This is a genomic window from Candidatus Glassbacteria bacterium (genome assembly GCA_019456185.1).
In the GTDB taxonomy this organism is placed as follows: domain Bacteria; phylum Gemmatimonadota; class Glassbacteria; order GWA2-58-10; family GWA2-58-10; genus JAJRTS01.
Window position 1 is genome coordinate 1 of record VRUH01000004.1, and the last position, 21,077, is coordinate 21,077.

The 21,077-nt window shown below is 61.5% G+C and carries 11 protein-coding genes; 3 read left to right on the forward strand and 8 right to left on the reverse strand.

Annotation, left to right across the window (positions count from 1 at the left end; genetic code table 11):
- Positions 1 to 497 precede the first annotated feature (497 nt).
- Complete coding sequence (locus FVQ81_02535; protein ID MBW7995449.1) at positions 498 to 2,255, forward strand: hypothetical protein; 1,758 nt, start codon at positions 498 to 500, stop codon at positions 2,253 to 2,255.
- Between the two features lie 19 nt (positions 2,256 to 2,274).
- The gene (locus FVQ81_02540) at positions 2,275 to 3,972 is read left to right on the forward strand and encodes a hypothetical protein (GenBank protein MBW7995450.1); all 1,698 of its coding nucleotides are present in this window, start codon (positions 2,275 to 2,277) and stop codon (positions 3,970 to 3,972) included.
- Positions 3,973 to 4,158: 186 nt separating this feature from the next.
- Here FVQ81_02540 and FVQ81_02545 read toward each other — a convergent pair whose 3' ends face one another.
- Positions 4,159 to 7,563: a DUF5107 domain-containing protein gene (locus FVQ81_02545; protein MBW7995451.1), complete on the reverse strand. Its 3,405-nt coding sequence runs from the start codon at positions 7,561 to 7,563 to the stop codon at positions 4,159 to 4,161.
- Positions 7,564 to 7,896: 333 nt separating this feature from the next.
- Here FVQ81_02545 and FVQ81_02550 point away from each other — a divergent pair, with 333 nt between their 5' ends.
- Positions 7,897 to 8,325: a hypothetical protein gene (locus tag FVQ81_02550; protein ID MBW7995452.1), complete on the forward strand. Its 429-nt coding sequence runs from the start codon at positions 7,897 to 7,899 to the stop codon at positions 8,323 to 8,325.
- Between the two features lie 6 nt (positions 8,326 to 8,331).
- Here the strand turns inward: FVQ81_02550 and FVQ81_02555 are convergent, their stop codons facing one another.
- From FVQ81_02555 to FVQ81_02585, 7 genes are all read right to left on the reverse strand, one after another.
- Positions 8,332 to 11,556 (reverse strand): tetratricopeptide repeat protein, encoded by a 3,225-nt coding sequence (locus FVQ81_02555; GenBank protein ID MBW7995453.1) that lies wholly within the window; start codon positions 11,554 to 11,556, stop codon positions 8,332 to 8,334.
- Between the two features lie 113 nt (positions 11,557 to 11,669).
- Complete coding sequence (locus FVQ81_02560) at positions 11,670 to 13,241, reverse strand: hypothetical protein (GenBank protein MBW7995454.1); 1,572 nt, start codon at positions 13,239 to 13,241, stop codon at positions 11,670 to 11,672.
- Entirely contained in the window at positions 13,222 to 14,778 is a 1,557-nt protein-coding gene (locus FVQ81_02565; protein ID MBW7995455.1) for a hypothetical protein, read from the reverse strand. The genes FVQ81_02560 and FVQ81_02565 overlap by 20 nt, the downstream gene beginning before the upstream one ends.
- Before the next feature lie 228 nt (positions 14,779 to 15,006).
- The gene (locus FVQ81_02570; GenBank protein MBW7995456.1) at positions 15,007 to 15,828 is read right to left on the reverse strand and encodes a sugar phosphate isomerase/epimerase; all 822 of its coding nucleotides are present in this window, start codon (positions 15,826 to 15,828) and stop codon (positions 15,007 to 15,009) included.
- Complete coding sequence (locus tag FVQ81_02575; GenBank protein MBW7995457.1) at positions 15,825 to 16,901, reverse strand: Gfo/Idh/MocA family oxidoreductase; 1,077 nt, start codon at positions 16,899 to 16,901, stop codon at positions 15,825 to 15,827. The genes FVQ81_02570 and FVQ81_02575 overlap by 4 nt, the downstream gene beginning before the upstream one ends.
- Before the next feature lie 41 nt (positions 16,902 to 16,942).
- The gene (locus FVQ81_02580; protein ID MBW7995458.1) at positions 16,943 to 18,796 is read right to left on the reverse strand and encodes a DUF4091 domain-containing protein; all 1,854 of its coding nucleotides are present in this window, start codon (positions 18,794 to 18,796) and stop codon (positions 16,943 to 16,945) included.
- Positions 18,797 to 18,832: 36 nt separating this feature from the next.
- Positions 18,833 to 20,758 (reverse strand): prolyl oligopeptidase family serine peptidase, encoded by a 1,926-nt coding sequence (locus FVQ81_02585; GenBank protein MBW7995459.1) that lies wholly within the window; start codon positions 20,756 to 20,758, stop codon positions 18,833 to 18,835.
- Between the last annotated feature and the right edge of the window lie 319 nt (positions 20,759 to 21,077).

The following is a 21,077-nucleotide window of genomic DNA, read 5'->3' on the forward strand; positions in this document are numbered from 1 at the left end:
GAGTGGTCTACGTGCCGGAAATAGTCGCTCCCGACTCCCGGCAGGCAGCCGGCTGGGAAGGGTCCTGGGACGGTCACGAGGGCCGCGGAGCCTGGATCCTGCCCTCGAACCGCCGCGACCTCGAACGCGCGGTCCGCAATGCCTGCGGGGGACGGCTGAGTGTGGAAGTCGAGGCTCCCGACTGGGTGGTTGTCGAACAGACCCAGAAAGACAGGCTGATCGTGGTCCATCTGGTCAACTACCGCGACGGAGACACGCGGACAGCGATCCCGGTGGACGTCCGTCTGGATCAGGGGCGAAAAGTCAGGGCGGTCCGCGTGATTAGCCCGGACCGGCCGGATGAACAGAACCTTCAATATACGGTCGATAACGGCCGGGTATATTTCGTGGTGCCTGAACTCGAAGTCTACGACATGATAGTAATCGAGCAATCCTGACAAGCTTCGGGAGAGAACTTTTACTCCGCTCCATTCTCAACTCGATGACAGGAGTTAGCGATGAGAACTGCTGCCTGGTTTGTCTCGTTGTTCCTGCTGGCCGCTGTGCTGGTATCCTGCGGGCCCGGTTCCCGGCAATACCCGATCCGCTGGGTTTATATCAGCCGCGGACTGAGCAACGATCAGCACGTGGAGGATATCCGCGAGATCGCCAGAACCGCCAGCGAGCACGGCATGAACGGCATCTACCTCTCGTCTGGTTTTGACGGGATCGACCTCAAGGGCAAGGAATATTTCCGTCGCCTGGGCGAAGTCAAACAGATTGCCGACGAGTATGGCCTGGACATTATCCCGCGCTGCATGGATATCGGCTACAACGGCTCGATGCTGGCGCATAACCGGAACCTGGCCGCAGGGATCCCGGTGCGCGACGCCCTGTTTGTGGTCAAGGGCAAGCGGGTCATCCACATGGCCGATCCAGCCGTGAGCCTTGGCAACGGCGGGTTCGAGAAAGCCGGCCGGAGCGAGGTGCCGGGCTGGGAACTCCCCGGTGCGCTGGGAGAGGTGACGTTTATCGACAGGGAAGAGGTCCGCGAGGGCAGGATCGCGCTGCGGTTCGAGAATTTTGGCGGCAAGGAGGATAATCCCGGCCGTCTGGTGCGCAAAGTGGAAGTCACTCCAGACAGGCTTTACCGGCTCAAGCTGTGGGTCAAGACCAGCGGGATGGATGAGTCCGGCGCGTTCGGCTCCGGCAATTTCCAGGTCCATGTCCTGGGCGGCGAGGACAGGCGCGAACTGACCTACCTCCGGCCCCGGGTGGGACAGGACACCGACTGGACCGAAGTGGTGGTGGGCTTCAACAGCCGCGGCTACGAAATGGTCGAAATCGTGATCGGGATGTACGGAGCGGACCAGGGTACTTTCTGGCTGGACGGGATCAGCCTGGAGGAGATCGGGATGGTCAACCTGCTGCGCCGCGCCGGAACTCCGCTGACCGTCAAGGGTGAGAAAAGCGGCACGGTCTATGAGGAAGGGCGGGATTTTCTGGAAGTCGCCGACAATAACCTGGATTTCAACTGGGACCACGACAGCCCGCCGATCGTGCTCACCGACGACAGCCGGATCAGCGACGGCGAAAGACTGAGGGTCAGTTTCTACCACGGCGTCAAGGTTTACGCCAGCCAGGTTACTGCCTGCATGAGCGAGCCGGAGATATTCGACGTCTGGCGGCGGACGATCCCGCTGATCGAGAAACACCTCGATCCCAAATACTATTTCATCAGCGTGGACGAGGTCCGCGCCGGCGGGACCTGCGCCGCCTGCACCAGCCGCAACATGACCATCGGGCAGATCCTGGCGGATTGCATCACCAGGCAGGTGCAGCTGGTCCACGAAATCGCGCCCGATGCGGAGTGCATAACCTGGAGCGATATGTTTGATCCCAACCACAATGCCGGAGACCGTCGCGGACGGGGCTATTACTACCACGTTGACGGCACGTTCGACAACAGCTGGGTGGATATCCCCCGCGAATTGATCATGGCCTGCTGGAATCACCGGATGCGCCACGAGAGCCTGAGTCATTTCTCTAACCTCGGCTTCCGTACGTTCGGCTGCGGTTACTACGACAAAGACGATATCTCCAATGACACCACCTGGGTCGAGGCGCTGGACGAGACCCCCGGCGCGCTGGGCCTGTTGTACACCAGCTGGCTGAACAAGTTCGAGCTGCTCGATGAGTTCGGCGACATGTTGAGCGCCCATGTTGTGCCCGAGGAAATTGTCCGGAGCTGGAAGCGGTATCCGGTCACAGACTGAATGCTGAAGAGGAGTTGCAATGATGATTGCGATCCGCGGAACCATCCTGCTGGCGGCCGCGCTGATGCTGGCGGCCGGTGCGCTGCACGCGCAGAAAGACTACCGGTATAAATTGGTTTACGTCACGGGCAAGCCGCTGGATAACGCCAGCTTGACGGGGCAGGTCAAGGAACTGGCCGTGACCGCCGGTAACAACGGTCTCAACGGCCTGGTCCTCGATGCCTATTTCGACCGGATCACCCGCGAGGCGCCTTACAGCTACAAGTTCCTCCGTGAGATGGTGGACGCCTGCCGGGAAAACGGTGTCGAGTTTATTCCGGCCATGATGGGCATGGGCTACAATGCTCCGATGCTGAATAATGACAAGCATCTGCTCGAGGGCCTGCCGGTCACCGACGCGCTGTTTATTGTCAGGGGAAGAGAGGCCAGAGTGGCCGACGACCCGGCGGTGGCACTGGTCAACGGCGGGTTCGAGCAGGGCAGCGGCGGCAGCCCGGCGGGCTGGAAAGTCGGCAGCGACAGGGCGAAAGCAGAGATCGACAGCAACGAGAAATACGCCGGGAAATCATCGCTCAAGGTAACGATGAGCGCCGAGGCCGAGGACGATTTCGTTCCGGTGGTCAGCCAGGAAATCACAGTTGCCCCCTGGCGTAATTACCGTCTGACCCTGATGATCAAAACCGAGGGGATCGAGAGCAGGGGCGACGTGTTCCCGATACTGGTGCAGGGCCCCGACGGCCGCCGGCTGCAGTACTACATCCCTCCGCTGCAGGCCACCGCCGGCTGGACCGAGGCCAGGGTGGCGTTTAACAGCCGGGAATACACTAGCGCAAGGATTTCTGTCGGCGCACCCGGCGGCGGCGGCGGGACATTCTGGATCGACAACTACGCTATCGGCGAGGAAGGGCCGGTCAACATCCTGCGCCGCGAGGGCACACCGCTGGTGGTCAAGGGAGAGAAGTCCGGGGTCGTGTATGTCGAGGGCCGCGACTACGAGCCGCTCTACGACCCCCTGATGACCATGCTCTACGATCACGAGCCGCCCGCGCTGAAGCTGACACCCGGCAGCAGGATCGCCGAGGGTGAGCGTCTGAGGGTCAGCTACTGGAACAATCACCCGATCTACCACGGCCAGACGCCGGCCTGTTTCAGCGACCCCGGCATTTACGACTGGTGGCGCAGGAGCGTCAAGTTCCTCCACGAATATATCCGTCCGGAGACGTACTACCTGGGCGTGGATGAGCTCCGCCTGGCCGGCACCTGCGAAACCTGCCGGGCCAGGGGGTTGAGCCTGTCCGAGATGCTGGGCGAGTGTGTCAAGAAGCAGGTGTCGATCATCCGCGAAGTCAACCCCGATGCGGAGGTACTGATCTGGAGCGACATGTTCGATCCGCACCACAATGCCGACTACCCGGATAAGCGGAGGGACTACTATTACCTCAACTATGAGGTTTTCGACAACAGCTGGGAGTATATCCCCAGGGACCTGATAATCGTCTGCTGGTACGGCACCAGGCGCGACCTGAGCCTGGAACATTTTTCCAGCCACGGGTTCCGCACGATCGGCTCCAGCGCGGGCAACCTGGACACTGCCCGGGGCTGGCTGAAATCGCTGGATGCGACGGATAACGCGGTGGGGATGATGTACACCACCTGGAGCAGTAACTACGACATTCTCCCGGAGTTCGGCAAGCTGGTGAACCGGAAGATGGAGTGAGCCTGCCGTCTCTCGTTGCATAAAAAAGCCAGCAGACAGAGCTGTCCGCTGGCTTTTTTACTGTGGGCGAAGAAACTCTCGTCACGATTATAATGTCGGGGCAGACCCATGTGTCTGCCCGCGGGCGCACACGCGGGTGCGCCCCTACAAAATACGGAATGTTATTTCTGATACAGAACACTAACGCTACTGTGACTCCAACCGTCTGGCCGCGCCCAGGAGGTTGACATCCAGCTCCAGCGCCTCGCGGAACTCCGCCTTCGCTTCTCCCTCATTGCCCCGGCCCAGCAGGCCGAGTCCGAGCAGGTAGTGGGCTTCGGCCAGCCACCGGTTCTCGCTCTCGCCCACGCCGAACTTGGCGAAGTAGTCTATTTCCCGGCTGCTTTCCAGACGGTCCCGGCCGGTCGACTCCAGCGCCTCGAATATCTGCGCGGCCTTGTCCCGCTGTCCCAGTTCCAGATAAGCCAGCGCCTGGGTGTAGGCCAGCTCGCTCACCGGCGGCCTGAGGTTTTGCACAGCCAGTTCGTACTGTTTTCCCGCCTCCGCGCTTTGTCCCATCGCGGTATAAGCCCTGCCGATAAAGTACATCACCTCCGGCTCCCGTCCGCCGTTACGCGGGCGGCCCACTGCCAGGTTGGGCGGCCAGGTCAACGCCAGCATGAAATCCTCGAGCGCGGCCTCGTGCCGCCCGTTATTCATCCGGTTGCGGCCGCGGGCCAGCAGGGCGTCCACCCACACGTCGTGGATGTTCCCGCTGCCCTCCCAGACCGCGAACGTATGGCTTGTCAGCAGGTCTATCGCCCGGTCGTAACTGCCCTGGCGGACATAGAGCACGATCTCGCGCGCCAGGATACCATCGTGCTCGTCCACAACCGGCTGGCGTTTTTCCAGCAGGGCCAGCCGCTCCACCGGAGTTTTGCCGGCCGTTTCATAAAGCTGATCCAGTTCCAGCAGGATCCGCGCGTCATCTGGCTCCAGTGCGTGCGCCCGCTCCAGGCTGACAATCGCCTGTGACCGGTTACCGTTTACCCGCGAGTATGCCAGCCCCAGGTTGCGGTGCAGGGTGGAGAAATCGCCGCCCAGCCGCCGGGCTTCCTCCCAGAGGGCCAGCGCTTTTTCGGGCTGATGGTCGAACAGCAGGTTGCCCAGGTAGTAGCGCGGCATCGGGTCGCCGGGGCGGCTGGCGATGGCGTCGCCGAGGATCATGATACTCTCCAGCCGGAACGGAAACACCAGCTCCGGAGTTTGGCTCGACGCCTGCGTGTAATATTGTCCGGCCAGGGTGGAATTTCCCATCATTTTGTGACAGTAACCGAGGAAATAGTAGGCCATCGCTTTCGAGCCATCGGTCAGACTCGGCGCGTCGGTGACTCCGCCGGCGTTATAACTCCGGTATGTTTCCTCAAGGTCCACCAGCCGTTCGAGCACCGCGATCGCTTCATCCCACAGGCCGCAGCCGCCGTAGTCCGCCGCCAGTTCGAGATAGCTCTGGCACGAGCCGCGCATCCTCACGGCCAGGGAATCCATCACGGCCCGCCCTGCCGAAAACCCGCCCATTGCCTGCAGGGCCAGGCCCAGTTCGTTGGCGGCCCAGTGTTCCAGCGGGTCTTCTTCCAGCAGCAGGCGCGCCACCTCGACAGCCACCTCGGGGCGGTCGGTTCTGCGCAGGATTGCGGCTTTGAGGCAGAGCGCGCGGTTGTTAAGCAGGTTTGCGCTCAGGCTGCGGTCCAGATAGTCGAGGGCCTGGTCGAACTGTCCGTTCCAGGTGTCGAGCCGGGCGATCTCGTAGAACGCGGGGGCGTAAAACGCTAAGCTCCAGCTTGCGTCGAACAGGGCGTCGCGCGCGCCGTCCAGGTCTCCCAGGGCGCGGCGGGCCAGGCCGAGATAGTACAGCGCCTCTCCATCGCGCGGCCGGGTATGCTTGGCCGTAATCCTGGCCACCGCCCGCTCCAGGTGCTTTTCGGCTTTATCGAACATCCCCCTGCGGATCGCCAGGATTCCCAGGGCCATGTTGTTGCGGTAGTCGCCGGGATCGCGGCGGAGCGCTTCCTCGTAGTACGGTTCGGGAGCGATTGCGGAGTTGTGGAACTGCTCCAGCCGCTGGCCCGCCAGGTAGAGTTCCTCGGCAGAGCCGATTTCCTCCGGAGCATCCGGCGGGGTAACCGCCTCGGGTTCCGGTCGCTCCTGCTGCGGCTCCTCCTTGTATCCGACAAGCACGTTGCCGCCCGAGTCGAACAGAATCGCTTCCAGCCCGCTCGCTTCAACACCCGCGGGAAGAGAAAGCTCCATGCTGAACGGCGCATCCGGGGCCACGTCGGCAGTTTCGTCCAGCAGCACCTGATCCCCGGCGCGAACCAGCACGCGGGCGGACTGGAACGCGGCCGATGCGTTAAATGCCACCTTAGCCCGGCCCCCGCCCGCCGGCTCGATATTCACCGCCGCGTCGAGCGTAGCCTCCTTGACCCCGCCGATCCCCGACAGGGGCCACCAGGTCATGGTGAACTTCTTGGTCTCGAACGGCTGGATCCAGCTGTAATCGGGCTGGTTGTCGCTGTACGCGCCGATCATCAGCTCGATATAGGGCCCGTCCTCGTCGGTAAGCACGTTGTCCCACATCCGGCCTGCGTCGCCCGGACCCCATTCCCAGAGTTTCTTGCCCGGCACCAGGTGATGATCGGCCACATGCACCACGCCGGCGCGCAGGCGGTGGTTGTAGCCTGCCAGGAAATCCTGCTTGGAATTGTAGGCGAAAATGGAGATCGGCGAGGGATGGGCTTTCCACCAGTTGAGGTCGTCGCCGGGACTGTAACCGTCGCGGCCCAGCACGTCGCCGCCGGGATGAATCGGCCAGCGGGTGAACTCGTGCTTGCCATGACCCGTTCCCCACTGCTGCGGCGGCGGGAAAATGATCTGGTAGGACGAATCCGCATGGACAGCCACGTTGGCGAAAAAGAGGAAAGAGTTGACCATCGGAGTGCGGTTATACAGCCTGCCGGTCACCTCAACCTGGCTGCGACCGGGTTTGAGCGTTACGCCGACCATCCATTTCATCCGGTGCCGCCACTCGGTCTCGCCCATCCAGACCGTTTTGCTTCCATCCGGCTTTTCCTCCAGCCGGTAGTCGACCGGCTGGAAGGTGGAGGTGCGGTGATGGTGCGGGACGTTCCACTCCACGCCGCCCGAGAGCCAGGCTCCCAGCACCGAGATCAGGCCTGGTTTGATCACCTGCTGGCGGTAGAAAAAATCGTAACCGGTGGTTTTGTCCACCGCGCTGAAAATCCTTCCTCCGCCGCCCGCACCGGGCATCAGGCCCACTTTCACGTACTCGTTCTCCAGGTATACCATCCGATGGGAGCGCATTTCCTTGCGGTGCTTGATATCGGCCAGCAGAGGATAGGGATACACCCGGCCCTGGGCGCCCTGATACACGCGGCCGGCGTAGAATATCGGGTCGTCCTCGGGCGGCCCGATCAGATAGGTAGGCAGTTCCACGTCCTCTTCCCACATCGTCACCTCGGCCGCGGCGGGGGATGCCGCCAGCACGGCGAGAACCGACATCAGCAGAACAGCGGTAAACATTTTGTGACGCATGCAAACACTCCGACAGGAAGAGTTATAGTGTGTAACCGGTTTGGATGAATTGAAATATAACCGGCGGCAGGTTGATGGAAAAGGTAAAACACGGCCACGGGATATTTTTTTTTGAGACCTTTGATTTAATCCCAAACCGGTTGCAGAAAATATTTTTTGGCACCCCTATGGCGGATTTTATATGATAAAATGAGCTTTAAACTCAAATATATTACATATTTCGTAGGGGCGGACACATGGGTCCGCCCGCGGGCGACCGGCGGTCACCCCTAAGGGCTCGGCGGTATTATTGTTTCAAAGTTCTCTCGTTTACAGCTTGCGGGATTGGCTAAGTTGCACGTTGCAGCCCGTGCCCCCCGGAGGCTCTACCTCAGTTGCTGGCCCTGGACCGACAGATCGACTCTCCCGGTGCGCGAACGCAACGGAGGGCTCTACCGCACAGAAGACGGCGGAGCCAGCTGGAAACTTGTATTCGACCAGTCGGCCCATGTCTATGCCGCCGCGCTGGACCCCAACAGTCCCTCCACAATCGTGATCAACACGTTCGACAGCGCCGCTTTCCGCAGCGATGACCGCGGGCAGAGCTGGTATCGGCTGGAGGGCTACGACTTCAAGTGGGGCCACCGTCCCGCGTTCGATCCGCATAATCCGGGGATGATTTACCTAACTACCTTTGGCGGCGGAGTGCATTACGGCCCCGCGATGGGTGCGCCGGGGGCCGAAGGGACGTTTGTGAACGGGGATTTCCTGCGCTGGCGGTAGGAAAGATCATTCCGGCTCGCCGATCATTTCCAGGTAGCGGCGCGACCGGTCGTCGCCGGGGTCATACTGCAGCGCCATGCGAAACGAACTGACGGCCTGCTCCGCCCGCCCCTGGGCGTACATCACTATTCCCAATCCTCTCCAGGCGCGGGCCAGTGTGGGGTCTGTCCTCAGCGCTCCGGAAAACATCTCTCCGGCTTCGGCGAACATTCTCTGCTCCAGATAGCGGATTCCCAGATTGAGCATCGACTCCACGTGCTGCGGGTCTTTGGACAGCGCCTGCTTGTACTGGTTCAGTTCGAGCTGTTTTTCGCCCAGCCTGCCGTAGCCCAGTCCCAGATAATAGTGAGCCTCGGCGCTGGTTGGATCTACCACCACGGCCTGCTGGAGGGCTTCCATGCCCTCGTCGTCAAGCCCTTCGGAGAAAAGCGCCAACCCCAGGTTAATCAGCAGCGCCGCGTTTTCCTGCCCGAGCCTCCGCGCGGTCCGGTAGTGGCGTACGGCGCTGCGGTAGTTCTCCAGCTTGAACTCGATATTACCCAGGGTGCTGTGAATCGACGGATCGTCGGGGCTTTGCTCGATCAGCCGGCCGAACAGGTCCCGGGCCTCGCCGAAGCGCCCGTGCTCGGCCAGGGCCATGCCGGTCCGCAGGCCGACCCTGTAATTGTCACCGGCGTAGCTCAGCATCCGCTCGTAATAGTCGCCCTCGGCCAGGTAGTCGTCACGGTAGCGGGCATACTTGCAGCTTGCCGGGTTCATCCGGGCGGCCGAGAGGAAATCGCGGCGCAGGAGATAGGCTTCCGCCCGCCAGTATGGCCTCAGACTGTCGTCGAGCGCGGCCGCGCTCAGGCTGTCCAGCCCGGACAGGTAACCCGTCACAGGTTCCCGGTTGCCCTCCAGCATCGACAGGATTTCATGCGGGCCGGACTGTTCACCGGTGAACTGGTAAAACGGCAGGTCGTCGGTGCTGACCCGCGCTCCCGCGCTCATCCGGCGCGCGCCCTCTGGTCCCATCAGGAAACAGTCCAGCAGCTCCAGCGGACTGTCGAGGCACCACGGCTCCAGATCGGCGGCAACATGCTCCTCGGCCAGCGCCGACCTCAGCGCGGGGAAGTCGATATCCAGCGCAGCGGGTGTGCCCGCAAGCACAGTATAGTCCTTGGTCTGCCAGATACTGGTGTTGGGAAACACGGTCTGGAACGTCCGCACGACCGTATTGTACGTTTCCGGGGAGCCGGAATGCACCGGCAGCCACTGAGCCATCACCCCGCCCGGATTGAGCCGGGAGGCGCACAACCTGTAGAATTCCACCGTGTAGAGCAGCCAGCTGTCCACCGACGCAGGATTGGTGGCGTCGGAGATAATCACGTCGTAGCTGTCGCGGGTGACAGCCAGGTAGTGACGGCCGTCCTCGAGGTGGATTTTCACTCTGGGGTCTTCGACAACCGCCCGGTTCTCCGTCCGGTAGGCGCTGGACGCCGCTGCTACCACGGCCGGTTCCAGTTCCACTACGTCCAGCCTGTCGATCGGGTGGACCGCCACCGCGCCGCTGGCAATCCCCCCGCCGAAAGTGACCATCAGCACGTTGCGCGGCTCGCCTTCGTGCAGCAGCAGGGGAAGGTGGCCCAGCACCTTGAAAGTCTGCATCCCGGTGAACGAGTTTTCGACCTCGCCGATGGAGTTGATATACAGGCTCCTCATCCCGCTGATCCTGTCCTCCAGCACGACCACCGTCCCCGAGAGTCCCTCGCGGTAGAATACCGGCGTAGTGTAGGGACGGTCTTTGAGAGCGAACCGGCGTACCTGGTTGCCGGGCAGCGCCGCCATGACAACGAACACGGTAACCGCAACCGCGGCGGCGGTCCGCTTGATGGCCGTTGCGTGCCCGGACACTGTCCGCTGGTGGAACAGCAGCCAGAGTCCTGTGGCCAGCACAACCGCGGAAATCAGGATCAGCGAGCCCTGCACGCCCACGGAGCTGATCAGCAGGAAGCCGGCCAGCAGGGAGCCGGAGATTGCGCCCAGCGTGTTGATTGCATATACCTCACCGGTCTGCCCGCCGATATTGTCCGGCTCGGAGACATAGACCGCGCAGACAGCCGGGAATATCGCGCCCAGCAGCAGGGCGGGGACGAGCATGGCGATCAGGGTGTAGACCAGCCGCAGCAGGATCATCGAGACGAACGGGCCGGCGCCGAGGGTGACAAACAACTCCCGGACTGCGGTGTTGATCAGCAGGCTGTCATCGCGCAGGTAGAGTCCGGCGCAGGCCAGGTAGCAGACAATTACGCTCAACGCAAGCATGATTTCCATCCCCGCCAGCAGGAGCAGACGGTCCTTGAACCTGCCGAGCCAGCGGGCATAGATCAGGCTGCCTGCTCCGATGCCGAACAGCATGGTGGAAAGCATCAGGTAATAGGCGTAGATGTCGTTGTGCAGGATATAGCTCAACAGACGCGCCCAGACTATCTCGAACGCCAGCGCGGCAAAACCGGTTATCCCGGCTGCCAGCAGCAGCAGGTGACGTGTATTGGCCGGCAGGAGTGGGGCAGGCGGCTTATCCGCGGGCGGAGACGCGGGGATTCCTTCCGGCAGGCCCCGCGGCAGCAGACGTAATAAGAGCGCCAGCGAGGCCACCGCCAGGTTGAGCATCACTGCGAATTGAAGAGATGAGGTGATACCGGCGGTGCGCAGCAGCCAGAAACCTGTCAGTGCGCAGCCCGCAACCGCGCCGAGCGTGTTCCAGCCGTAAAACGCGCCCACCCGTCTTCCGGAAAGCTCCACATCGCTGGTCGTGAATGCGACCAGCACGGGCAGAGTCCCGCCCATCAGTGCGGTGGGCACAAGCAGGATAGCCAGGGCCAGCAGCACCCTGAACAGATCGACCAGCAGGGGCAAACCTGAGAGCAGATGCCAGGCGGGAGCGACGAGGAAATGGAGCTGGGGGATCAGCCAGCTGGCCGCCAGAGCGGAGAGCGCAACCCCGGTTTCCAGCAGCACGTAGAGACGGAGTCGGTCGGAGACCAGCCGGATCCGCGAACCGACCAGCCAGGCTCCGAGCGCGAGTCCGCCCATGAACGCCGCGAACACAGTGGCGGCCGAGTGGAGGCTGTTGCCCAGCACGAGGGCGAACATCCTCAGCCAGATGGCCTGGTACACAAGTGCCGACACGCCGCTGAAGAGAAACAGCAGGTACAGAGAAACAGTCAGGGCGGACCTGTTAAAGTTCATCCGGTGTGCTCCACCGGCGTCCCGGTATCTTTTATTGAACCGGGGCCGGTACAGAGGAGTTATCTGCTAAAGCAGAATATTATCCATGCGAGCTTTTCAAAGGGTCCTGCCCTTTATTCCCCCCTCGAATAAAACATCACAAGCTCGCCATTGCCGGATATCCGTGGGGAGGTATTCCCGATAATCAATCTCAGCAGAGTGATTACGTCACCAATGCTCCAGACACCGTCACCGTCAATATCGTACGACGGTTCCGCCCTGTTGCGCAAACCTTTCAGCAGCAGGGTCAGGGCGTCGGCCACACTGAAGCGGTTATCGCCATTGAAATCATAGGACGATTGCAGAGCGGAACCAAATTCGTAGGCGCCGATATCGGGAGCTCGTCCCGCGGGTCTCGACTTTTGCAGGAAATCTTCCGGCGGGAGCGAGTCGAGCCGGGCGAGAAGCCAGTCCGTGCCCTCCAGCCCGGAGACCATTGCGCGGACGGTATCCAGCGGCGCGGCGGCGTCGATTGCCGGGCTGGAATCCAGGGGGAAGAAATCGAATTCCGGGATACCGCGGAACAGCGGGTCGGCACGGAAGGAGTGCAGATCGTTGCCGGTATCGGTGCGCCACTGCTCCAGGCTGAGCACAGTCTCGTTGCGTTCCACCAGCGCGCTTTCCTGAACGCCCCAGAACAGGTTGTAATCGCTGATAATGGACCGCAGGTGCTCGGAATTAACCTGAATGTTGCCGCGGCTGCCGCCGGAGACGAATATATTGCCGGTGATAACCACTTTTTCGCTGGTTGTCTGGACATTGACCCCGCTGCGACCCTCACCCGGCGCGTAATAAAGCGTATTGCCGGTGATCAGCACCCGCTTGGAACCCTGCTCGAACGTGCCGGTGTCCTGATAGACTGTGATCCCGCCCGCCAGGTTATTGTGAATCAGGTTGTTGCGGACAATAATATCGTGGACGTGGGTCATGTTGATCGCCGCGCCGCCCGCTGCGCCGTTGTGGTGGACGTGGTTGCGCTCCACCACTCCCTCGTTCAGCACCCCGTCGCCGCCCGGGATCTCCGGGTCGCCGTTGAGATGGATCCCGTTGCCCCGGTTGTGGTGGACATGGTTGCCGCGAATGACAAACCGGTCGCCGCTGTTGGAGTGGTAAATTCCATGCTCGACCTTGCTGTTGCGGGTCTCGTTGTATTCGACAGTCAGGTCGTCGGCGAAACTGGTAAAAATACCCCAGGTATTGTTGTCGGTGAACAGGCAGCCGGAGATTCGCACGTGGTGGGAGAAACGTACCGCTGTTCCGGCTCGCCCGGCGTTACGGACTGTCAGGTTTTCCAGCACCACATAAGCAGCGTCCTGGATCCGGAGCGCATCGATACCTTCCGGGCTGCCGTCGATAATTGCTTCCAGGCTCTCGCCACGGATCACCAGCGGGTTTGTCTCGCCTGCTTCGACAGAGACCTGCACGCCGCCCGCGTACACGCCGTTGCTGATCAGCAGCGTATCTCCGGGGATCAGGCAGGTAACCGCCCGGGCCAGGGTGGCGAATTCGGCGCCGGGGCCGCAGTCGCTGGCGTCGTCGCCGTCCGGGCTTACGTAAAGCGTTCGGGCCTGCGCCCGTGACCCGAGCGCCAGCATGGCAACCAGCACGAGCGCCGGGAAACACTTTTTATAAAGAGTATGCGTCATCGTTTGCGGCAAGCAGCGAAGAATTTTCCATCATTATCCTCAGCAGCGCGATTACGTCACCAATGCTCCAGACACCATCGTCGTCAATATCGTACGACTCCTCACCCGGATTGCGCAAGCCTTTCAGCAGCAGCGACAGGGCGTCGGCGACGTTGAACCGGCCATCGTTGTTGAAATCATAGAGCGACTCTGGCCCTGCGCCCACCTCGAACGCACCGATATCCGGCCCGTCACCCGCGGGGCGCAGGTTTTCGTTGATATCCTCGATCCTGATCGAGTCCAGCCGCCCGAGCAGCCAGCCGGCGCTGTCGAGACTGGCGACCATGGCGCGCACCGTGTCCATCGGCGCGGCCGCATCCACCGCCGCGCTGGTATCCGACGGCACGAAGCTGGTGTCCGGGACCGAGACGAACGAGGGGTCGGCATAGCGGGTATGCTTATCGTTGCCGCTGTTACTACGCCAGTTGCCCAACGAGTATCCCAGCCGGTCGCTGGTGGTGACGATATTGTTGCTGCTGTCGATTCCCCAGAACAGGTTGTAGTCGCTGATCATGGTGCTGGAATAATCGGACCACATCTGCAGCACGGGCTCGAACCCGCCGGAGACCAGGATGTTGTTGACTATCACCGTGCTTTTGCTGGTGGACTGAATATTGATTACAGCGCGTCCACCGGACTTGAAATGGACCGTGTTGTGCATGATCAGCGCGCGCCTGCTGGTATATCTCTGATCATCCGTGTCCGCATAATACGTGAATCCTCCGGCGAAGTTGTTGTAAATCAGGTTATTGCGGCAGATAATATCCTGGACGTGGGTCATGTTGATCCCGGCCCCGCCGCCGGCCCCGTTGTCGTGGATGATATTGCGCTCGACAATGCCGAAGTTCAGCACGCCGTCATCACCTGGCTCGGACATCAGCTCCGGGTCGCCGTTGAGATGGATCCCGTTGCCCCGGTTATGGTGGACATGGTTGCCGCGGATGATAAACCGGTTGCCGCTGTTGGAATGGTAAATCCCGTGTTCGTCCCTGGCGCCGTAACTCTCGTTGTTCTCGAACAGAACATCGTCGGCGAACCCGGTGAACAGCCCCCACTTGTAGTTATTGGCGAATACGCAGTTGCGCACGGTGATATGGTCGCAGCGGATCAGGCTCAGCCCGGCGCGGCTGGAACGGCGGAACGTGAGGCCGTCAACGATAACGTGCGAGCTGTGGTCCAGACGCAGGTTGTCCCTGTTGTCCCGGTTGCTGGTGTCAATCACGGCGTTCAGGCTCTCGCCCATGAGCACGATCGGCGCCTCGGCGGTACCATCCAGTTCCACGAGCGGTCCGCCGGTGTACTCACCCTCGCGGACGAATAAGGTGTCTCCCGCATCCAGACAGCCCAGCGCCGCCTCGAGCGTGGCGAACTCCGCTCCGGCCCCGCAGGCTGAGTTATCATCTCCGCCGGCGGACAGATAGATCGTTTTGGCCGGCGCCGGCAGCGCGGACAGGCACAGGACGAGTGTGATTTTAAGCATGCTGGAATGAAACAGCATGAGAGCCTCCCGTAAAAGCACCGGTTATTGCTCTTTTCCAGTCGATGAAAAGAACCAAAAATCTCCGCTGCGCCGGACTCGCTGGACCATTTGGACAATGCCGGCCGACTTGTAAGCGCGGTTAAACAGGCGCTGCCGATCGTGCTCGCCCCGTCGCATAACGCCGCGCCGGACCTCGCGAAGTACGCCCGGGAATGCAGGTCATTTGAGCCGAAACGGATGTGCCTCTTACGACCTCAAGCCGACCTCGTCCATCAGCCGGGCGGTCTCGGTGTAAGCCTTGCGCACCCACTCGACAATTGCCTCCGGCTGGGGGCAGTACTCTAGCTCGATACTCAGCGCCCCGTCGATATCCATCTCCTTGAGCACCTTCATGAACGGCCGGAAATCGATCACGCCGTCGCCGGGGGGAAAGTCGCCGTGGACCTTGCCGTCGCAGTCGGAGAAATGAACGTGGTGCGCCTTGCCGTCGAGCAGGCGCAGCTTCTCCGGCTGGTCGCCGGCCAGGGCCACGTGGCTCACGTCGATATTGGCGAAGACGGCCGGATTGGCGACATCGTCGAGAAAGCGGGCCATGTTCTCCACGTTGTTGACGATCGAGAGTTTGAACGGTTCGAGTTCCAGCACGATCTCCAGGCCGTTCTCCCCGGCGTAATCACCAATTTGTTTGCAGCCTTCCACGGCCCAGTCCCACTGGGCCTGCGGGGGGATAACTTCCTGCTGCCAGAGGTACTCGCCCAGCACGAGCAGGACATTGCGCGCGCCGATATCGCGGGCGAAATCGACAAACTTTTTGGTCCGCCGGACGTGGAACGCCCTGACGGGGTCGGCGAAATCGGCGATTCCCAGCGAGCAGACCGGGACCGAAATAATCGGCAGGCCGTTGTCTGCGCACACGCGGATAATGGTATCCTTTTGCTCTTTACTGATATCCCAGGCTTCGGTATGGATATCCACCGTGTCGAAGCCGATCTCGGCGATATGGCGGATTCCCTCGCTGAACTCGATCCCAACCTGGTCGAAAGCGCTGTTGATCAGTCCCAGTTTCATGCTTGTTCCCCTTTCAGCCATTTGTCTGGTGCGACGGCGACATGGTTCACCGCCGACTCGTAAGCCGCCTCCACAACGGCCATCGTGCCCAGGTTGCTTTCACCGCCCAGGTTCGGTTCCGCGCCCGTTTCCAGGGCGACCAGCAACTCGGCCATCGGCCCGGCGAACGCGTCAGGGAACCAGACCTCCTCCCAGCGGGGGCTGTGCCACTCGCCGTTGTCGTCAACCGTCGTGTAGTCGATCGTGCTCGGCGTACGCGCCGGGTATTTGGGCCACCCGATAGTCCCTTTGGCCAGCCCTTTGGTGCCCTCGATACGCCAGTGGATTCGGATATCGTCACCCGCCCCCTCGCGTGCCGGACCTGTCCAGACATCATCCCAGGAGGTGGCCCGCAGGCCGGTGTTATCGTATTCCAGGATGTAGAGGCAGATACCGTCCGTGTGCTCGAACTTGGTACGCGGGTCGGGGCGCGTGCTGGCGAACACGCGGTCCGGGTTGCCGAACCAGAAGCGGAACGTATCGAGGTGATGGATCGACATGATCCGCAGGGTGCACCAGCCCTGACGTTCCTGCCACGGCATCCAGTGGGGGATAGCGCGCATGTCGATCGTGGCCAGGACAGGTTCTCCCAGCGCCCCATGATCCAGCAGACTTTTAGCCGCGCGGATACTCTGGTCGTAGCGCATGTTCTGGTTCACCGCCAGGGTGATTCCGGCCTCGCGGCAGAGCCTGACAATCTCGGCGGCCTCGGCGTAATCCGCTCCCAGCGGTTTCTGGGCCAGGATCCCTCGGACATGGTCGGCGTGCCGGACCGTTTTACGCACCATCTCCAGCTGGATATCCGGCGGCACGCCGATATCGACCACCTCGATTTCCTTATCGGCCAGCAGCGCGTTGGCCGTGTCGTAGACTCTGGGGATCTTGTGACGGTCGGCGGCTTTGCGGGCGCTATCGCCCCTGGAGGCGATCGCCACCGGATTGAACCCGGCGTCGCGGTAGGCGACCAGGTGGCAGTCGGCGACGATAAAGCCCGCGCCGATACACCCGATCGGCACGTCGCGGCGAGCGGGCATCACCGGCTTGTAGTCGAGTTGAACACTCACGTAACCTCCTGTCACTTGACAATGATATCGAGCAGAGCGTTGCGCACACGGTCGTAGTCGTCGCCCCGCTGGCTCCAGGGCACGGGGTCCTTCATCTCGACTTCATCCAGCCCGCGCGGGACAATCTCCTTGACCATCGCCAGCACCTTGTCCCTGCCGACTTTGTGCTGGGCCAGCCACATCAGCTCGAAATCCTGCTGGCCGCGGCGCATGTTCTTGAGCCGGATCGAGGGCAGGATCCGGGTCAGGCCGCGGTCCTCTTCGGGGTAAAACGGCATGCGTCCGGGGTAGAACACGATCCCGTCGCCGTTGCCGAAATTCATCCCCCAGCTGATAAAGGTCAGCGGCTCGGTGAATACCCGCTGATGCAGCCGTCCCTTGGGTCCCTGCGAGTTGTGCTGCCAGTGGTTGCCGTGCCAGAGGAACCAGGTGTCGACTCCGTAGAGATACTTGACCCAGGCGTTGACCCGCAGGTCAACAGCTTCGGCTTCCAGGATCACCGAGCCGTAGCGCGGGCGGGAGCCGTTGTAGAACCAGTGGTTCTTGCCCTGCTGTTTAAGTTTCGGCAGGGCTTCCAGGTCCACACCATGGCCGCCGGCCCAGATATCTATCGCCTCATCGAGTTCGGGCGTGTACTGGCGCGTGGTAAACACGGGCAGGCGCTTGCCGGGTCCGGGGTTGGAATGGACCCAGTCGGCATGCTCCTTGATCCAGGGGAACTGCACCTTGCCCGGCTCGTCGATCATGTACCAGAAATAGGTGACATCCGGCGCGTTTTTCTCGAACCAACTCACCCACTTGTCGCTTTCGGCCCGTGTGTTCTCCATGCTGTTCATCACCCTGTCGGTGATCGCACCGTACATCCCGACCGAGAACAGTTTTTCGCCCTCGCCCTCGCCGGGGCCGTGGTAACCGTTGGCGGGAGTAAACGCACTGCCGTCGAGCCAGCCCTTGTACGAATCCATATCCGCCTGGTCGAACGGGTTGCGGTGGGCGTCGCTGCCGCCGACCAGGTCGGCCCGGTGACGGTGGGAGATGAACTTGAGCATCTTCTCGGCTTCTTCGTCGCTCAGCTCCGGGAGATAGGTCTTGATCGTGCCCACGCCGGCATAGAGCCAGATATTCGAGTGGTTCTCGTCGGGAAGGCGGGCCGGCAGCAGTTCGACACTCAGCGGGATGCGGCGTACTTCCGCGCCGTTTTCGCTGACCCGTACCGTGCTGGTATAGACTCCCGCCGGCCAGCGGCGGTCGCGGGGCAGATAGAGGTCCACCCAGAAGCCCTGGTTCTGGGCCGCCTGGCGGGGATTAATCTCCAGCGTGTTCTGCCGGCGGTTGACTTCCTGACGGGTAGGCTGGATATCCAGCGGAAACCCGCCGCGTCCTGTGCGGGCGTCGGTCGGGATCAGCGCGTCCGGAATCCAGCCGGTCATCTTCTCCGGTGCGCTGGCCTCCGATCCATAGAACCATTGCGGTTTGGTGGGGCGTCGCACGCGAAGGTAGTGCTGGCTGAACAGCTCGACAGTCCCGCCCGGACCATAAAGCATTCCACCCGAGCTCATCGCCACGCCCGCGCTCTGATGTACCGGCGGGTCGACAGCGATCTCCACGCCCTTGGCGCCGAGGCTGTCGGCAACGACAATCACCTGGAAGGCCAGCACCTCGTTATAGAGGCCCCGCAGGCTGATCCGCCGGCCGTTCCAGATACTATTTTTGGCTTTGGAGGGATGGTCTTCCTCGTAGCGGAACACTTTCTCGCCATCGCCGAGCGCCCAGGCGTCGATTACCGCCGCCTGCGAGATTGCGCCCGAAAGGAGAAGAGACAACAGTACGACAAAGCTCGTTTTCACCAGACTTCCGTTGGTCACTAGCGCACCTCCATCTGTAAAAGTGAGAACAGAGAACTAGTTCAAATCCACGTAGGCGCCATCGGGCAGCAGGTACTCGATCGGCCAGGTTTCCTGCATGCGCTCGACAATCCCGGCCCAGTCGACCAGCTTGCCGTCGGGAGAATTGACCAGCCCGAGCCCGTCGATTGACCCGGCGGCGGCCGCGGCGAGAGTGTGGGCGTATTCGCGTCCGCTAATATCGAGTGCGGGCAGCCCGAGTTTTTCACTGGCGAATTTACTCACGATTTCCACATCCTCCACCATCTGCAGGAAATACGGCCGCCCGGTGAGCAGGGTATTATAGACGTAGTTGGCCATCACACCGGAAAGCTGGCTGTAATACTGCTCCTTCAGCGCTACCGCCGCCAGCCGGGGATCATCGATACTGGCGACAGCATAGCGCATCATGTTCTCGCCCTGGCCGCGGAAATCGAAACTGATGACATCGTAGCCCTGCTCCAGCAGTTGTTCCACCTGGTTGAAATTGTCCTCACCCAGTTTGCGACGGTGGCCGAGCCAGAGGATCGCTCTGCTGCCGGCGGACCCGGCGTTGGATTTGACATGCAGCACCGGGATACTCAACAGTCCGCTGTGGTGCAAAACGTACCTGTCGATTGTGTAGCCGTTATGTTCAGCCGAGCCGGCTGCCTCCCAGCCGATTTCCTGCAGCGACTTGCCGTAGCGCCAGGGGACTACTGTCCAGCGCGCGATACCGGGATAGTTTCTGCCATGGTAGATGTCCCTGATCCCGATACTGCGGGAGTCTTTCCGTTTGTGATAATAATCGCGGACGAGCTCGAGGAAATGCTTGCCGTCGGGATATTCCACCCGGACCTGGCCGGATTTGGTGGCGTTGAGCTCCTCGACATCCAGCAGTTTGAACGGTTCGAAGCCGTGGCGCTCGGGCAGACCGTTCTGACGGTCGAGGAAGCCGAAAGCGAACAACTGGTTATGGTCGCTGAAGCTGTGCGGATGGTAGCCCTCGCTGATCGCGACCTTGTCCGCATGCCCGAACCGCCGATAAGCGGCCTCGACCTCGCGCCAGGTCTTGCGCGCGCCCTCGATCGGGAAGAAATCCTCGACGGCCACCGACAGCACAAGCGGCCGCGGGTAAGTCAGCAGGCAAAGGCCGGGATGGCCGACACCCGAGGAAACTATCCGGTGGACATCCTGCTCGGGATCGCTGTCGGGATCGCGGAAGATGCGGTTGGCCATTCTCATCGGCAGGCTGCTGATATAGCACGACGGCAGGCCGGCGAAAATCCGCGGCTCCAGGGCCATCGCCAGCGCGCTTTGCACGCCGCCGCCGCTGGTCCCGGTGATCGCAATCCGCTCGGGATCGACTTCGGGGCGGGTGGCGAGGTAATCGAACGCCCGGATGCAGTCCCAGGCCTCGTGGCGCGCCAGGCTGGAACCGGCCAGGTAGGCGACGTTGCCGAAGATGCCGTGTTCCCCGCAGACACGGTTGTAGCGGCTGTCGTTTTTCGTTTTATCCCAGTACTGGCTGCGCTCGCCCTGGCCCACCGGGTCGAGGCAGATAACCAGATAGCCCCGCTGAACCAGGCGGGCTGATATTTCCTGATAGTTACGGAAAGCCTTCGCAACCGGCGAGTGCCCGCAGGTTACAATGACTGCGGGACGTTTACCCTGAAACCCGGCCGGGACATACACCGCCGCGGTCACATGGAAACCGGGCAGGCTTTCAAACACCAGCTTTTCTATCCTGTAACCATCCATCTCGATAGTGCCCGTGATACGCGGCCTTAGCGGCGTTTTCTCCTCCGGCAGACCGCCGATAATCTCCAGCAGGCGGCCGCGCAGATCGCGCTGGTATTCGAGAAACTCGGTCTCGGTTCGGACAGCGGCCAGTTCGGCCTGACGGCGTTCATCCTGACGCCAGGCCATTTCCACCTGGTAGCGCAGGAACGGTGTAACCTGCATACCAGAGTCGGGCGGGGGACTGATGGCGGTGAAAATGTCCTGACCGGCGGCTGACACCGCCAGCGGTAAACTGAATGATATCAGCAGCGTAAGTAAACATATAATGCATGATCGGCGAACCGTAGCAATAAACAGGGTGAGAATTTTCACCGGTATCCTCTCTGCAAAGTTTGAGTGCGAACAGCGATTAATACCAGCTAAGATTCACGGTTAATTGAATTGATTACGGTCGGGAAGTATTGTGCGCAAGTATATAGTAAACAAATCCGCTGGTTTTTTGAAGTATCTGGTTGTCGGCACTTCAAATTCAGGACCGGGC

Bases quoted from the DNA above. Each gene is read 5' to 3' on its own strand.
- FVQ81_02585 (MBW7995459.1), bottom strand. From the start codon at position 20,758: ATGCAGGTTACACCGTTCCTGCGCTACCAGGTGGAAATGGCCTGGCGT.
- FVQ81_02540 (MBW7995450.1), top strand. From the start codon at position 2,275: ATGATGATTGCGATCCGCGGAACCATCCTGCTGGCGGCCGCGCTGATG.
- FVQ81_02545 (MBW7995451.1), bottom strand. From the start codon at position 7,563: ATGCGTCACAAAATGTTTACCGCTGTTCTGCTGATGTCGGTTCTCGCC.
- FVQ81_02570 (MBW7995456.1), bottom strand. From the start codon at position 15,828: ATGAAACTGGGACTGATCAACAGCGCTTTCGACCAGGTTGGGATCGAG.
- FVQ81_02575 (MBW7995457.1), bottom strand. From the start codon at position 16,901: ATGCCCGCTCGCCGCGACGTGCCGATCGGGTGTATCGGCGCGGGCTTT.
- FVQ81_02565 (MBW7995455.1), bottom strand. From the start codon at position 14,778: ATGCTGTTTCATTCCAGCATGCTTAAAATCACACTCGTCCTGTGCCTG.
- FVQ81_02535 (MBW7995449.1), top strand. From the start codon at position 498: ATGAGAACTGCTGCCTGGTTTGTCTCGTTGTTCCTGCTGGCCGCTGTG.
- FVQ81_02560 (MBW7995454.1), bottom strand. From the start codon at position 13,241: ATGACGCATACTCTTTATAAAAAGTGTTTCCCGGCGCTCGTGCTGGTT.
- FVQ81_02555 (MBW7995453.1), bottom strand. From the start codon at position 11,556: ATGAACTTTAACAGGTCCGCCCTGACTGTTTCTCTGTACCTGCTGTTT.